General features: G+C 59.0%; 14 protein-coding genes. 2 read left to right on the forward strand and 12 right to left on the reverse strand.

Going from position 1 to position 14,829, the window contains the following annotated elements; translation table 11 throughout:
- Positions 1 to 67: 67 nt before the first annotated feature.
- From upp to AAF739_02310, 11 genes are all read right to left on the reverse strand, one after another.
- Positions 68 to 697, reverse strand: a complete 630-nt coding sequence (upp, locus tag AAF739_02260; GenBank protein ID MEM6381471.1) for a uracil phosphoribosyltransferase — start codon at positions 695 to 697, stop codon at positions 68 to 70.
- A gap of 46 nt (positions 698 to 743) precedes the next feature.
- Complete coding sequence (add, locus tag AAF739_02265; GenBank protein ID MEM6381472.1) at positions 744 to 1,781, reverse strand: adenosine deaminase; 1,038 nt, start codon at positions 1,779 to 1,781, stop codon at positions 744 to 746.
- A complete protein-coding gene (locus AAF739_02270; GenBank protein MEM6381473.1) occupies positions 1,736 to 2,977 on the reverse strand; it encodes a phosphopentomutase in 1,242 nt (413 codons plus the stop codon). The genes add and AAF739_02270 overlap by 46 nt, the downstream gene beginning before the upstream one ends.
- A complete protein-coding gene (gene deoA / locus AAF739_02275; GenBank protein MEM6381474.1) occupies positions 2,977 to 4,302 on the reverse strand; it encodes a thymidine phosphorylase in 1,326 nt (441 codons plus the stop codon). The genes AAF739_02270 and deoA overlap by 1 nt, the downstream gene beginning before the upstream one ends.
- Positions 4,303 to 4,332: 30 nt before the next feature.
- A complete protein-coding gene (locus AAF739_02280; GenBank protein ID MEM6381475.1) occupies positions 4,333 to 5,136 on the reverse strand; it encodes a purine-nucleoside phosphorylase in 804 nt (267 codons plus the stop codon).
- A 2-nt stretch (positions 5,137 to 5,138) separates the two neighbouring features.
- Complete coding sequence (locus tag AAF739_02285; protein MEM6381476.1) at positions 5,139 to 5,570, reverse strand: cytidine deaminase; 432 nt, start codon at positions 5,568 to 5,570, stop codon at positions 5,139 to 5,141.
- A gap of 1 nt (position 5,571) precedes the next feature.
- Positions 5,572 to 6,543, reverse strand: coding sequence for an ABC transporter permease (locus AAF739_02290; GenBank protein ID MEM6381477.1), 972 nt, complete (start codon positions 6,541 to 6,543; stop codon positions 5,572 to 5,574).
- 17 nt (positions 6,544 to 6,560) lie between these two features.
- Entirely contained in the window at positions 6,561 to 7,709 is a 1,149-nt protein-coding gene (locus AAF739_02295) for an ABC transporter permease (GenBank protein ID MEM6381478.1), read from the reverse strand.
- Between the two features lie 13 nt (positions 7,710 to 7,722).
- Positions 7,723 to 8,571 (reverse strand): hypothetical protein, encoded by an 849-nt coding sequence (locus AAF739_02300; protein MEM6381479.1) that lies wholly within the window; start codon positions 8,569 to 8,571, stop codon positions 7,723 to 7,725.
- 62 nt (positions 8,572 to 8,633) lie between these two features.
- On the reverse strand, positions 8,634 to 10,226 hold the full coding sequence (locus AAF739_02305; protein ID MEM6381480.1) for an ABC transporter ATP-binding protein: 1,593 nt from the start codon (positions 10,224 to 10,226) through the stop codon (positions 8,634 to 8,636).
- Positions 10,227 to 10,297: 71 nt separating this feature from the next.
- Positions 10,298 to 11,302, reverse strand: a complete 1,005-nt coding sequence (locus AAF739_02310; protein ID MEM6381481.1) for a BMP family ABC transporter substrate-binding protein — start codon at positions 11,300 to 11,302, stop codon at positions 10,298 to 10,300.
- A 321-nt stretch (positions 11,303 to 11,623) separates the two neighbouring features.
- Here AAF739_02310 and AAF739_02315 point away from each other — a divergent pair, with 321 nt between their 5' ends.
- Together AAF739_02315 and AAF739_02320 are read left to right on the forward strand one after the other, a co-directional pair.
- Positions 11,624 to 12,049 carry a methylglyoxal synthase gene (locus tag AAF739_02315; GenBank protein MEM6381482.1) on the forward strand — a complete coding sequence of 142 codons (426 nt, stop codon included), beginning with the start codon at positions 11,624 to 11,626 and terminating at the stop codon, positions 12,047 to 12,049.
- Between the two features lie 56 nt (positions 12,050 to 12,105).
- Positions 12,106 to 13,143 carry an ROK family protein gene (locus AAF739_02320; GenBank protein ID MEM6381483.1) on the forward strand — a complete coding sequence of 346 codons (1,038 nt, stop codon included), beginning with the start codon at positions 12,106 to 12,108 and terminating at the stop codon, positions 13,141 to 13,143.
- Positions 13,144 to 13,273: 130 nt separating this feature from the next.
- On the opposite strand, the gene AAF739_02325 is transcribed toward AAF739_02320, so the two are convergent.
- Positions 13,274 to 14,779 carry a hypothetical protein gene (locus AAF739_02325; GenBank protein MEM6381484.1) on the reverse strand — a complete coding sequence of 502 codons (1,506 nt, stop codon included), beginning with the start codon at positions 14,777 to 14,779 and terminating at the stop codon, positions 13,274 to 13,276.
- Between the last annotated feature and the right edge of the window lie 50 nt (positions 14,780 to 14,829).

The raw sequence follows: 14,829 nt of genomic DNA on the forward strand, positions 1-14,829 counted from the left end.
ACCGGACAAGGCTGACGGAAGGCGATGAGAAGCACAAGACCTTCACAGCCGGGTTGGGCCCCCAAAACTACTTCGTCCCGAACATCCGGTCGCCGGCATCGCCAAGGCCAGGCACAATGTACCCATGGTCATTGAGATGACTGTCGATCGCGGCGGTCACCACCGGCACATCCGGGTGGGTCGTTGTGAACTTCTCGATGCCTTCGGGCGCAGCGAGAAGACATACGAACCGGATGTTGTGCGCGCCCCGTTCCTTAAGCTTGGTCACCGCTGCCGACACTGAGTTTGAAGTCGCGAGCATGGGATCGAGCACGATCACCAAACGGTCTGAGAGATCTTCAGGTGCTTTGAAATAGTATTCCACCGGCTGAAGCGTTTCGGGATCGCGATACAGACCGATATGGGCAACACGGGCTGCCGGCACGAGGTCGAGCATGCCTTCGAGAAGCCCGTCACCGGCGCGCAGGACCGATGCGAACACGAGCTTTTTTCCCGACAGTTTCGGTGCCTTCATCGGTTCGAGCGGGGTCTCGATATCGACCTGCTCGGTCTCAAGATCGCGGGTCGTCTCGTAACAGAGCAAATGGGAGATTTCGAAAAGGAGCCGGCGGAAAGAAGCGGTGGAGGTGTTCTTGTCCCGCATCAAGGTGAGCTTGTGCTGAATGAGCGGATGATCAACGACGGTCACACCTTGCATTAGGGGGCTCCTTATTGGCTTTGCAGATGTGTTGTGGCGCAGGCTGCTAGGCGGACGCAACTGCCTCGTCTAGTTTTGCCAAGAGTTTTGCGCGGGTTTCCTCATCCATGAAGGCCGAGTTGAGCGCATTGCGCGTCAGCATGGCGCGCAAGGGGCGGTCGGCTCCGCCCAACAGGCGGACCATCGTCGCGTAGTCCTTTTCAAGCGACGTATGAAAGTGTGGCGGGTCATCGGAGTTGGCGGTCACGAGCACACCTTGATTGTGCAGCCGCATGGCAGGATGTGCTGTCTGCGATCGAACCGCTTGCAGCACCAAATTGGATTGCGGACAGACCTCGAGCGTGATTCCGCGCTGAACGAGCTCGGCCACCAGCAGCGTATCGTCGGCAGCCCGGATACCGTGGCCAATGCGCGTGACACCCAGCGTGAGCGCATCACGGATGGTATCTGGCCCGGTCCATTCACCGGCATGGCACGTCAGTCCCAGCCCGGCCGCGGCACACCTGTCGAAAGCCGGGCTGGCATCGTTGACGGTTCCTGCCGTTTCAGAACCAGCAAGGCCAAAACCCACAATGTGGGAGTTCGACTTGGCTGCGTGCACGGCTATCTCGGCAGCCCGATAGATACTGACCTTGCCGAAATGACGGACACCCGTTGGGATGATGCGGCACGCAATGCCATGCTCGGCTTCGGCGCGCTTCTGCCCTGCAGCAAGGGCATCGAGGTAGGCGACGGGGTCCACGCCGGCCTGTTCGGCATGGTCCGTCGATGCGAAAATTTCCGAATAGATCGTCCCCTGCTCCGCCAGAGCACAAGCATAGGCATAAGCGAGTTCGGCGTAATCCTCGGGCCGAGTGAAAACGCTTGCAGCCCGATCGTAAGCGCCGAGAAAACTGTCGAAATTCGACCAGATGTAGCCGTCATCTTCATCGATCAGTCCGGTGATGTCCTGCCCATTGCGTTGAGCCAGTTCACGCACGAGCTCTGGCGGCGCAGCCCCTTCGATGTGGCAGTGCAGTTCGGCGAGCGGAATGGCGATCACAGGATCGACACCCCATGGCGCCCTGCAGGGAGACCAAGCCATTTCGCAGCCGTCTCCCCGATGTCTGCAAACGTGTCGAGCACGCCTGCATCACCTGGCTTGAGCCCATGGGCGGTTATCAGAACCGGGACCCGTTCGCGGGTGTGGTCGGTGCCGACCCAGCTGGGATCATTGCCGTGATCGGCGGTGAGGATCAGAAGATCGTCTTCGCGCAGCGCATTCAGGAGACTTGGGACCAGCTGATCAAAGCGCTCAAGCGCATCGGCATAACCGGCTATATTCCGGCGGTGACCAAACTCGCTGTCGAAGTCGACAAAGTTCGCGAAGATCAGATCACCAGGTTGTGCTTCTCTATCGCCGTCCACTGTCTCCAAAAGAACCTCGAATAGGCCTTTAATGCCAGGGCTCTTGCGAACCTCGTCGATCCCGTTCATCGCGAATATATCGCCGAGCTTACCCAAGGCTATGACCTGCCCGCCCGCATCCTTGACCCGGTTGAGCACGGTCGGTTCCGGGGGCGGAATCGCAAAATCCTTGCGATTGGAGGTGCGCTGGAACGTCTGCCCGGTTTCGCCGACGAATGGTCGTGCAATCACCCGGCCGATATTCATCGGATCGACAAGGCGACGCGCCACTTCACAGATTTGATACAGGCGCTCGAGCCCAAAGTGGGTCTCGTGTGCCGCGATCTGGAAGACCGAGTCCGCTGAGGTGTAGACGATCGGCTTGCCGCTTGCGATGTGCTCCGCGCCGAAGTCCGCCACAACAACTGTGCCCGATCCGTGAGCGTTACAGAGCGTGCCGGGCAAACTCGCTTCAACTATGAAAGCTTCCATCAAATCGGGAGGGAAGACGGGCTGCGTCTTCGGAAAATAGCCCCAGTCGAACGGCACAGGAACACCCGCAATCTCCCAATGGCCAGAAGGCGTGTCTTTGCCCCTGGAAACTTCGCTTGCCGCCGCGAAGCGCCCCTTGAGGTCTGCTACACGCAAATCAGGATGGTCGACCCCGCTTGCGATTTCCATCGCACGGCCCAACCCAAGTCTTGCAAGGTTTGGGACGCGTAAGGGACCGGATCGAAGACCGACCTCATCGCCCCGACCCTCGGCGCAGGCTTCCGCAATGTGGCCCACAGTGTTGGCCCCTGTGTCGGGCACATCACCGTTGAAAAACCGGTCTGCATCAGGTGCGCCACCTATCCCGACACTATCGAGGACCACAAGAAAGACCCGGGCCATCACGACGTACCTGTGGGCGCCAAACGGCGATAGATCGCTGGTCGCGGATCAGACGCGTTACCGATGGTGACGGCCGCCGACACCCGGCGCTCGGCCTCGTCGGCTGCTTCAGGCGTACGCGCCAGAACCCGCGCCAGCGGCTCGCCCTTTTCGAGCCTTTGCCCGCAAGCGATGATGTTTGTGAGTCCGACAGCATGATCGATGGAATCTTGCGGATTTATCCGCCCACCACCGAGAGCAACAACGGCGTTTCCAACCGCTCTGGTGTCCATTGCGACCACTTCGCCGGTCTGCGGTGCCGGAATGTCTCGGACGACTTCCGGGGTGATCAGGTATGCGCGGTAGCGCTCAACGAAGTCCGAAGGTCCACCTAACGTCTGCACCATACGCGCGAACATCTCTGCGGCTTGACCGTTATCCAGTGCATCAGCAACTTTCGACAGTGCGTTTGTTTCGTCCGCCAAGTCCCCCAAAACCAGCATCTCAGCACACAGGGCCAGCGTCACCTCACGCACGCGCGGGTCTTGGGCTCGGCCGGTCAAAAATTCCACGGCGGTCGCGACCTCAACTGCGTTTCCGGCAGCGTGACCCAGCACTTCATTCATGTCGGTCAGGAGGGCCGAGGTCTTGGTTCCTGCGCCGTTCGCCACGGCCACAAGACTGTCCGCCAGCGCTTCGCTTTGCGCATGGGAAGGCATGAAAGCGCCCGAGCCGGATTTGACGTCCAGCACCAAGCCATTGAGGCCCGCAGCAAGTTTCTTTGAGAGGATGGATGCGGTGATCAGGTCGATGCTTTCGACCGTCGCTGTCACGTCCCGCACGCCATAAAAGCGCTTGTCCGCAGGCGCGAGGCTCGCGGTCTGCCCTATGATCGCGCACCCGCACGCTTCGACGGTTCTCCGAAAGGTCTCATTGTCAGGTTGGGTCTGATAGCCGGGAATGGAGTCCATCTTGTCGAGCGTGCCGCCCGTATGGCCCAAACCGCGTCCGGATATCATGGGAACGTAACCACCGCATGCTGCGACGATCGGGGCGAGCATCAACGACAGATTGTCGCCAACGCCTCCCGTTGAGTGCTTGTCGAGCGCGGGACCATTGAGATGCGACCAGTCGAGGACATCGCCGGAGTCGCGCATCGCCAGCGTCAGCGCAACCCGCTCGTTCATCTGCATGCCTTGAAAGAAAACAGACATGGCAAACGCCGAGATCTGGGCGTCGGTCACACCTCCGGATGTGATGCCATCGACCAGGAAACCAATCTCATCGGTTGTCAGCGTGCCGCCGTCGCGCTTCTTGGCAATCAACTCTTGGGGAAGGAAGTCCATGGGTGACTGTGTCAGGTGCGCCGCGCCAACTCAACTGGCGGCGCGATCAGCAACCAGGGCGCGGATCAGACGGCTGAGTTTGGGAACAATGGTTGCGCCGACATCTTTGGTTTCATGGTGCGAGAGCGCGTCACCCGTCATGCCAGCACCCAGGTTTGTGATCGACGAGATGCCCAGCACCTTTATATCGTGCAGCCGCGCAAGGATGGTCTCGGGCACTGTGGACATGCCGACAGCGTCCATCCCCAAGATGCGGGCCATGCGAATCTCAGCAGGCGTCTCGAATGACGGACCAAGAAACCAGCCATAGACCCCTTCGTGCAAATCGATTTTTTGTTCGGCGGCAATTCGCTTGGCGATGGAACGCCATGCGGGGTCGTAAGCATCGACCATATTGGCGAAGCGCCCATCACCTTCAACGCCGATCAGTGGGTTGCGCCCGGAGAAATTGATATGGTCGGAGATCAGCATCAGCGCGCCCGGCCCCATTTCTTCATGCAACGAGCCGGCAGCGTTCGTCAGGATCAGGTGCTCAACGCCAAGCGCCTTCAGTGTTGCAATGGGGGTCGCCATCGCATCGGCTGACCCGGTTTCATAGGCATGTACACGCCCCGCAAGCACCGCCACCTCGACGCCTTCGAGCTTCCCTATCACCAGTTCGGCCGCATGAGATGAAACGGTCGAAAGCGGGAAATGCGGCAGGTCCGTGTAGGGGAAATGGGTCGCGCCCTCGATTTGGTTCACCAGACCACCCAGGCCGGATCCAAGTACCAGGCCAAGCTTCGGCGCCGCGTCGGGAAGCCGAGCTCGAATGACGGAAGCGGCGTCCGACACGTCTACTCCTCCACCAAATTAAACGCGTGGGGCAGCAAGTCCCCGATGGTTGTCTCAAGCATCACGGTCTCCGGCGACACAATGATTACCGGTGTTTGTGCGCTTTGGGCGAACTCTGCAATGCGCTGCCGGCAACCGCCGCAAGGAGAGCAAAGGTCCCATGGATCGGTTTCAGGTTGATGATCAGCTCGTCCACCGGCGACCGCAACAGCGAGGATGCGGCGTTCACCGGCGAGGGCCATGGCTGAGATCGCCCCCGCCTCTGCACATGTGCCTTGAGGGTAGGCCGCGTTTTCGACGTTACACCCAGGGTAGACGACACCATCGGCGCCCAAGATCGCGGCTCCGACCCGGTAGCCCGAGTACGTGGCGTAGGCCGTTTCGCGGGCAGCGCGAGCGGCCTTGATAAGCGCCTCACTTTGCTCGGGCGACATCCTAGCGTTCCTTTACATAAGGGACGCCACCTGCTTTCGGGGGCTCAGCCTTACCGATAAAGCCGGCCAAAAGGACAACGGTCAAAATGTACGGCAGAGCCTGAATGATCTGCACGGGGACTTCACCAATGCCTGGGAATTCATAGCCCTGCAGGCGAATACCAAGCGCATCAAGGAAGCCAAACAGCAAGCACGCATAGAGCACCGGGACTGGTTTCCATTTGGCGAAGATCAATGCCGCAAGTGCAATGAACCCTTTGCCGGCAGACATGTTGGGGACGAAGCTCGCCGACTGCGCAGTGGACAGATAGGCGCCGGCAAATCCACATAAGACACCGCAAATGATTACGGCCTGATAGCGCATGAGGGTGACCGATATGCCTGCGGTATCGACCGCTGCGGGGTTCTCACCGACCGCACGCAACCGAAGCCCGAAGCGCGTGCGGAAGATCACGAACCATGTGACGGCCACAAACGCAAAGCCCAAATAAACAAGCAGATTGTGCCCGGAGATGAGTTCCTCATAGACCGGCCCGAGGAACGGCACGCCAGCAAGCGCCTCTGCCGCGGGCCATTCGATCGGCAGGAAACGCGCTTCGGTATCAAGGCGGGGCGTGCGACCACCCTGGCTGAAATAGGCATGCCCGATCAATGCGGTAAGGCCAGCGGCCAGGAAGTTGATAGCCACGCCCGACACGATTTGGTTGCCTCGTGCCGTGATGCAGGCAAAGCCATGGACCAGTGCCAGCGCAACCGAAATGGCGATACCTGCCAACAGGCCAAGCCAGACGTTCCCGACGACTGCGCCGACAGCGGCGGCGGCGAACGCAGCTGCGAGCATCTTTCCCTCAAGACCTATATCGAAGACCCCTGACCGCTCCGAATACAGGCCCGCCAATGCAGCAAACAGAAGCGGCATGGAAAGGCGGACGGTCGAGTCGAGTAAAAGAATAAAGCTCTCGAAGGTTCCCATGATAGCGCCGCCCCGCCCTACTCAGCCGCCTGCGCGCTCTCGGCCGCGCGTTCGCGGGCGCGGCGGCGGTCATAAAGGGCGTTGAAGAAGCCAACGATGGCCGGACGGAACAAACCTTCCAGCGCGCCAGCAAACAGAATGACGAGGCCCTGAATGGCAACGATCATGTCGCGCGTGATAGAGGGCATGGAGAAGGCGAGTTCTGCCCCGCCCTGGTAAAGCGCGCCAAACAGCAAAGCGGCAAGTACGATTCCGATGGGGTGACCTCGGCCCATAAGCGCAACGGCGATACCGACAAAGCCCGCCCCGCCGGCGAATTCGAGGATCAGCCGACCGTGTACACCCATGATCTCGTTGATGGCCATCATACCCGCAAGCGCGCCGGAAATCGCCATTGCGATCATGATCAGACGCGGGGGGCGCATGCCTGCATAGACTGCCGCGGTCGGGTTCTGACCGAGCGTACGCAAACGATAGCCAAGCCGGGTGCGCCATATGAGAACCCAGACAAGGAACGCCATGACCAGCGCGAGGAAGAAGGAGATATTGAGCTGCGCGCCGCCAAGATTTGCACCGAACCAATCGAACAGCCAATCGAGCCGCGGGATGCGCCCCCCGTCTTCAAAGGTGCGCGATTCGGGCGCCATGGCCCCCGGTTGCCGGAACACATTGACCAGCATATAGGTCATCAACGCGGCGGCAATGAAGTTGAACATGATCGTGGTGATCACGATGTGGCTGCCGCGCGTCGCTTGCAGATAGCCCGGAACAAACGCCCAGAAAGCGCCGACGGCGCAGCCAGCAGCGAGTGCAAGCGGTGCTGCGATGAACCATGGCACATATTGGTCGAGCATGAGCGCGACGATGGCGACCCCGAGCCCCGCAACATAGGCCTGCCCTTCGCCACCAATGTTGAAGAGACCGGCGTGGAAGGCAACGGCGACCGCAAGACCGGTGAAAATGAAGTTGGTTGCGTAGTAGAGGGTGAAGCCAACGCCCTCACCGTAACCGAAAGCCCCGAAGAGCATCAGTTCGACAGCCTCAATCGGATTTTCTCCGACAGCTATGACGACAAGGCCCGCAACAAAAAATGCGGCCGCGAGGTTCAAAAGCGGGATCAGGCCGTAGTCGACCCATTTGGGCAGTTCGCCGCGGGACAGGCTCATAGCATCCGACCCTTCACGGTGCCGCCTCCAAATAGCCCTGTTCGACCAGGTGACGCGTCAAAAACTCGACGAAAGTGAAACTGCGCAAATACTGTTCGTCGCAGGAAAAGCGCGACCCGCCCTTCAGGCAAACCTGGTAGGGCCAATCGACAGTGGCGTTGGCAAGCCTGAGGCGTTCGATCGCCTCTTCGCCGTGGCCCAAACGGGCGCGCATCGCTGCCCAGCCGGCAAGCGCGCCTGGCCGCTCGATATTCTGCTCAGGTATGAAATCGCCGATCTCCTCGGTGAAAGCCGACGCATACCCGTCGTCCGCGGAAACATCCAAAACCTCACCATCGCGAAGCACGAAAATCTGCGGCGGTGCCCAGGACCCCGCATAACCGTCGAAAGTATACAGAAACGACTGGTCGCGAACGGTGATCTCACCGACGCCATCGCCATTGTGGTCGGACAGATAAAAACCACCATCGTACAAGCCGAACTCTTCCAGCCACCAAGTCCCCTCTGCCTGAACCCACGCAATCTGAATGCGATCGCAACAATGCGCGCCACCCGTGTAGCTCGTCGCGACGAGCTCAGGTTCCGGCGTGTCAGGATCAAGCTGCGCCAGCGTCACGCGAACCGGCAGGAAATCGAAATAGGTTGGTTCGCCCTCGAATTGCATCACCTGGTTGTCATTGTGGAAGAGCGTGAAGATCGGGGTGACGGTGTCGTGTTCGCTCGGGCGATCGGTCACCCGCAACGTCCAGTTTTCAAAGGTCATCTGACGTAAGGTGTCGTCTTCCACCAGATCGATCGAGACACCGGAGAAACCCTCTTGTGAATCCGCCTGCCCTTTTTGTGCCAGAGAGTTCGTCGCCATCAGGCCGCTTACGAGCAGCGCAACAAATGCAAAAGCCAGCCGAGTAAAGCGGGAACAAGTGGTCATTCGGCCGCCTCAGGCGCCGCTTTGGCGGGCGTATCCTGGTTGGCGGCCCCGTCGATGCCCGCCATCATCAATCCGATTTCATTCTCATCGGTTTCATGCGGCAAACGCTCACCAACAATTTCACCGCCACACATGACGAGGATCCGGTCGGAAAGACCGAAGATTTCGTCCAGTTCAACAGACACAAGCAGGACCGCCTTTCCTGCGTCGCGCATCTCGATCAGACGCTTATGGATGAACTCGATCGCGCCAATATCCACCCCACGGGTCGGCTGCCCGACCAACAGAACATCGGGGTCCTCCTCCATCTCGCGAGCGATGACGATCTTTTGCTGGTTACCGCCTGAGAAATTGGCGGTCTTCAACCGGCAATTGGGGGGGCGGATGTCGTATTTTTCGATCTGGCTTCTGGCGTGCGTTCGGATGGCGTCGACGCTCATGATCATCTTACCGCCGATATCGGACGCATCATGATAGCCAAGAACCGAGTTTTCGTTCTCTTCGAAGGTCTTCACCAAACCCATGCGCAGGCGGTCTTCAGGGACGTGGCCCATGCCCAAGGTACGGGCTTCTGCTGGATCACCGGTGTGCGACAGGATCTTCCCATCTATGAGCACGCGCCCAGACGCCGGAGCCTCAATCCCCGAAACAGCCTCGAGAAGCTCGGATTGACCATTTCCGGAAACGCCTGCAATTCCCACGATCTCACCGCGTCGCACGGTGAAGGAAACATCCTTGACCCGTTCAACGCCAAAGCGATCACGAACAGTCAGGTTCTCCACCACCAGAACACCGTCGCTAGGTGCGGCTTCACCTTTGTCAACTTGCAGCAGAACCCTGCGGCCCACCATTTGTTCGGCGATCTCGGCGGGGCTGGTGTTGGCGGTTTGCAAGCTTGCGACCATCGCGCCACGCCGCATCACCGACACCTCATCGGTGACCGCCATGATCTCCCGAAGCTTGTGCGTGATCAACAAAATGGTCTTACCCTGATCGCGAAGCTGCCGCAGGATCTTGAAAAGGTTGTCGGCCTCCTCAGGGGTTAGCACGCCCGTGGGCTCATCGAGGATGAGGATTTCGGCACCTCGGTACAGCGCCTTGAGGATTTCGACGCGCTGCTGAAGACCGACAGAAAGCTCCGAGACAATAGCGTCCGGGTCGACCGTCAGACCGTAAGTTTCGGAAAGGTGCTTAAGCTCCTGCCGCACTTTCTCCCGCCCGGTCTGGAGGGTAGCAGCGCCCTCTGCCCCGAGCATCACATTCTCGATCACCGTGAAATTATCCACCAGCATGAAATGCTGATGGACCATCCCGATCCCGTTGGCGATGGCATCGTTGGAGGAACGAATGGATGCCTTTTGCCCAGCAACGTAGATGTCACCCTCATCGGCTTCGTAGAAGCCGTACAGAATGGACATCAAGGTCGATTTTCCTGCTCCGTTCTCGCCGACTATCCCATGAATGGATTGCCGCGCGACCTTGAGATCGATGGCCCGGTTCGCGTGGACAGCACCAAAGCGCTTATCAATACCGCGCAATTCGATTGCGAGCGGTGTGGAGGGCGTTTCAGGTTGAGGTTCAGCGCTCATGCCGTTGGCCGCAGGTCCGCCAGGAAAGCGCTGGTTCCCGGCTTCGGGCTGGGAACCAGCGGCTGCCAATTCTAGCTGTCAGTGGCCGGGCACGTGTTGTCCGACATGTAGTCGTGGACAACAACATCACCGGCAATGATAGCTTCCTTCGCCGCATCCACTGCGGCGCGCATATCATCTGTGATCAGCTCTTCATTGTTCTCGTCAAGCGCCCAATCAACGCCGCCTTCAGCAAGGCCAAGAACTTCGAAACCGTTGGTCCACTCCCCGTTTTGCGCATCGGTGAAGGCGTCGGAAACCGCAACATCAACTCGCTTGAGCATGGAGGTCAGAACCGACCCTGGCTGCAGACCGTTCTGGTTAGAATCAACGCCAATGCCAAGAATGCCAGCATCCGCCGCAGCCTGGAGAACACCGATACCGGTACCACCTGCCGCATGGAAGACGACATCGGCGCCAGCTGAAACATGGCTCTGGGTGATCTCGCCGCCGCGCACCGGATCGTTCCACGCGGCCCCTGTGGTGCCTGTCATAGCGGTCAGAACCTCGGCACCATCGCTGACCGACAGCACGCCTTCAGCGTAACCGCAGGCGAACCGACGGATCAACGGAATGTCCATGCCGCCAACAAAGCCGACAGTATCCGACTGTGACGCCATCGCGGCGAGAACACCCACCAGGTAGGACCCTTCATGCTCCTTGAAGACAATCGACCGGACATTGGGTTGCTCCACAACCATGTCGACGATCGCAAAGCGTGTGTCAGGGAACTCTTGGCTGACGGTATCGACGGCAGTGCCGTGCGAGAACCCGATCGCGATGATCGGATCATGGCCGCGGCGGGCGAAGTTGCGCAGTGCTTGCTCGCGTTGGCTGTCGTTCTGGATCTCGAAATCGACATACTCAATGCCGGTTTCGTCTTTAAAGGCCTCCGCGCCGGTGAACGCCGCTTGGTTGAAGCTTTCGTCAAAGCGTCCACCCAGGTCATAAACCACCGCAGGGTTGATGTCCTCGGCAATGGCTGGCGCTGTCAGCAGCGCGCCAAGGGCGGCCGTCGCAAGAAACTGCTTGATCATTGTATTCACCTCCATCTGAACCCTTTTTGGGTTCGGCCTTCCAGGCAATCCGTTCCGGAACGCTGCGCACGGCCTTGTTGACTCTGTTGAGCTTTATGAGCCAGCCGTTGCTGCGGCGGCTCTGTCGCTAAAGCTGGACCCTAAGCCATTGGGCGCGCCACGCAAGAGGTTCGCGAACCGCGTGCTGCACTTTCGCAAACCAGTTTTCACACTGGTCTGCCGCTTTCGCAGGCATCGTCGATGACCCATGCACCTGCGTTCGCGCAGGATAGGTCACGCCATTTGGTTTGCACGGACGGGAAAACGCAGTAGAGCGTGTCCATGGACAGCAATCTTTCCGGCGACCCTGACCGCCCCTCTAGCTTGACCTTGGCGCTCGTCGCGCATGACGCCAAAAAGGCAGCGATGGTCGAGTTTGCCATGCGGCACGCCGATGCGCTTAGCCAGCATGAGATCGTCGCGACGGGAACGACCGGCGGGCAGGTCAAGAAGGCTGCACCAAGCATTCCGGTGCGCCAACTCAAGAGCGGTCCGCTAGGAGGCGACCAGCAGATTGGCGCGATGATCGCTGAGGACGCGATTGATGCGTTGTTTTTCTTTGTCGATCCGCTTTCTCCCATGCCGCACGACGTCGATGTCAAGGCGCTCATGAGGCTGGCCCTTGTTTATGACGTCCCGATGGCTCTCAACCCCGCGACGGCGGAAGCGCTTTTGTTCGATCTTGTAGCATCGGTTCGCGACCGCTAAGGCAAAAGGATACCCATCTGTCGCGCCTCGTCGCGCCTTCATAATTGAACTCGCTCATGCCCGATCGTCGCAGCCTTGATATCGTCACGCCCTTTCCCGTCTTGATCGCTGATCTTGGTGGCACGCACGCGCGTTTCGCTCTGGTCAGTGATTCCCATGCGACAGAGCAGGGGTTCGCTCAGGTGCGAACACGCGAGCATCCAGATGTTCAGAGCGCAATTCAAAGCGGGGTGCTCGATCAGACCTCGTTAATACCGAGAACAGCGATCCTTGCCGTCGCCGGTCCGACCCTCGGTGAGGCCTTCAAGCTGACGAATGCGGATTGGGTTATTGAGCCAAAGCGGATCATGGACCAACTCGGCTTCGATTGCGTGATTGCGTTGAACGACTTTGAGGCCCAAGCGCTGGCGCTTCCCGACCTTACCGAAGACGATTGGGTTCTGATTGGCGAGCAGCAGCCACCAAAGCGCGGCACCAAGCTTGTGCTTGGGCCTGGGACGGGTCTAGGCGCGTCCGTTCTGGTGGATAGCATGGGGATGTGGATTACGGTACCGGGCGAAGGCGGCCACATCGCGATACCAATCGAATCGGAAGACGATGATCGGCTGGTTGCCCACATTACGCAGGGTGGGCAGCACCGGCTCGGCGGAGAACAATTGGTTTCCGGTGACGGGCTTGAGCGCCTTTACCGTAGTCTTGGCGCACTCGAAGGTACGGACACCCCTTTGCAAAAGGCCGCTGACATCACGCAGGCCGCGCTGGCCGGGGAGCCGCTCGCGGTCCAATCAGTCGAGCGATTTGTCGTCTACATGGCCCGCGTCGCACGCGAACTGGCGCTTACCGTCATGCCGGCAGGCGGCGTTTTCATAGCGGGCGGCATTGCTCCTAAGATCTTGCCGTTCATCGAGAACTCTGAGTTTCGCTCGATCTTCGAGGCTGCCTATCCGCATGAGGACAAACTCAGCGCGTTCCCGACCGTGGTGGTTACGCACCCGCGCCCGGCGCTTTCGGGATTAGGGAGCTTTGCCCGCACCCCAGGCCGTTTCATGGTCGATGTTGCAGAGCGTATGTGGAAGACAGGTGCCGACGTCTAACCGTTCGATCAGCATCGCCGCTAACCGCAGCCAGGTGTGCTAAACAAGGCACAGGCCGCGATCACACGGAGTTCGAGCAAGGGTCGCGGTCGGCTACCACCAGTTACCACGTCAAGCTCGAAAGACCGATCTAACGATCTTCCGGCTTTTCGGTCAGTGACACGACATTGTCGGGCAGACGGTCGCGGTCAAGCGACAGCTCTTCCTCGACGGTCAACTCGTCGAGATGATCCTCTTCGCCAAGCAGGTCGTCGAGATCACTGGTCATTTGCGCATCAGCTTCGGAGAGTGGCTGGAACGACGAACGCCCTGCGGCGATCAGCTTCTGGTAATCGGCAACCAGTGATTTGAACTCTGATGCCTGCACCATCAACTCGTCATGCTTGATCTTATATTCCTCAAGCTTGCGATTTTCGGAGATCAGCGTCTCAACACGCTGCTCGAGAATCTCTCGCTGCTTGCGCTGATGGTTCAAATCCGAGATCGCAGCGTTGTAGCGCAAATTGAGTTCGGCGACTTTGGTATTGGCGCGCGAGGCTTCATGCCGTTCGGTCTCTTTTGAACGCTGAAGCGAGTCCAATTTGGCCGTCACCGAGCGAAGCTGGGCTGTCAGGTCACGTATCTCGGAATTGAGACTGCGAACTTCGTTTTCCGCTTCCTTCAGCGACTGCCGAAGTACGCGTCGCTCGGAGCCCAGATTGTCGATATCTGTCTTGAAACCGAACAGACGATTGTCGAACGTCCGGCGCTCATCTTCGTGTGCCTGCTTCATGAACTCTGCTTCTTCACGCAGCGTCTCGATTTCCGAGCGCGCGGCGGTCAAGGCGAGATTCAATTGCGACAGTTCGCGCTGCGACGCCGAAAGCTCGTTGGCGTTGTTCTGCGAGCGCAGTGTCTCGTTTTCAAGAAGCGCGTTCGCTTCAGCAAGCGACTGCCGCAACTCGGTTTCGCGCTTGTTTTGGCTGTCGAGATCGTTTTTCAGGTCAACGATCTGGCGCTCTTGGCTTTCGTACCTGCGCGCATACTCATCGTTCTGCGAAACGAGTTCGGATATGCGGGCGTCCAGAGCGGCGATCTCTGTCGTCTTGCCTTCAATTGTGTCCAGATCATCGTTGCGCTGCTGGCGCATCGCTAGGATCGAAGAGCGGGCAACCTCGAGGGCGTTTCTATATTTCGAGGCGCGTTCTTTGAGGACCTGCAGCTCACCGGCATACTGATCGATCTGACGACCCTGCCGAGCAATCGTGTTGTCTTTCTCGATATTCGCGACAGACAACTTCGCGTTCTCGGACTGAATGCGTTTGTCAGCCTCAGCATCGATTTTTGACTGTTCGATGAACTGTGCAAGCAGACCAGCCGACTTTTCAGAGTTCAGCAGAAGGGTCGAAATCTGCGAAAACGTATCTTCGATGTCGGTGACGCTTGAGGAGAGCAAATCAAGCCGACGGTTGCGCTCACGAAACTTGATGTCCAGTGGCGAGGAAACCGGCGACATCTCGCTTGCTTCAAGACCTATGTCCTGCTCGGCAGCAGATGTCTCGCCTGTCAGCGCGGAATTGAGGGCCTGAAGCTGCTCGGAGCGCTCCTCTTCCTTGCCCTGTTCATTTGGCTTTTTAGAATTTGAAAATAGGCCCATAAACTCGCCTCAGGCTTCGTCAATGGCTGCAGTTCAGGATGCTACCCGGC

The sequence above is a fragment of the Pseudomonadota bacterium genome, assembly GCA_039024915.1.
Classification (GTDB): Bacteria; Pseudomonadota; Alphaproteobacteria; order Rhizobiales; family MH13; genus MH13.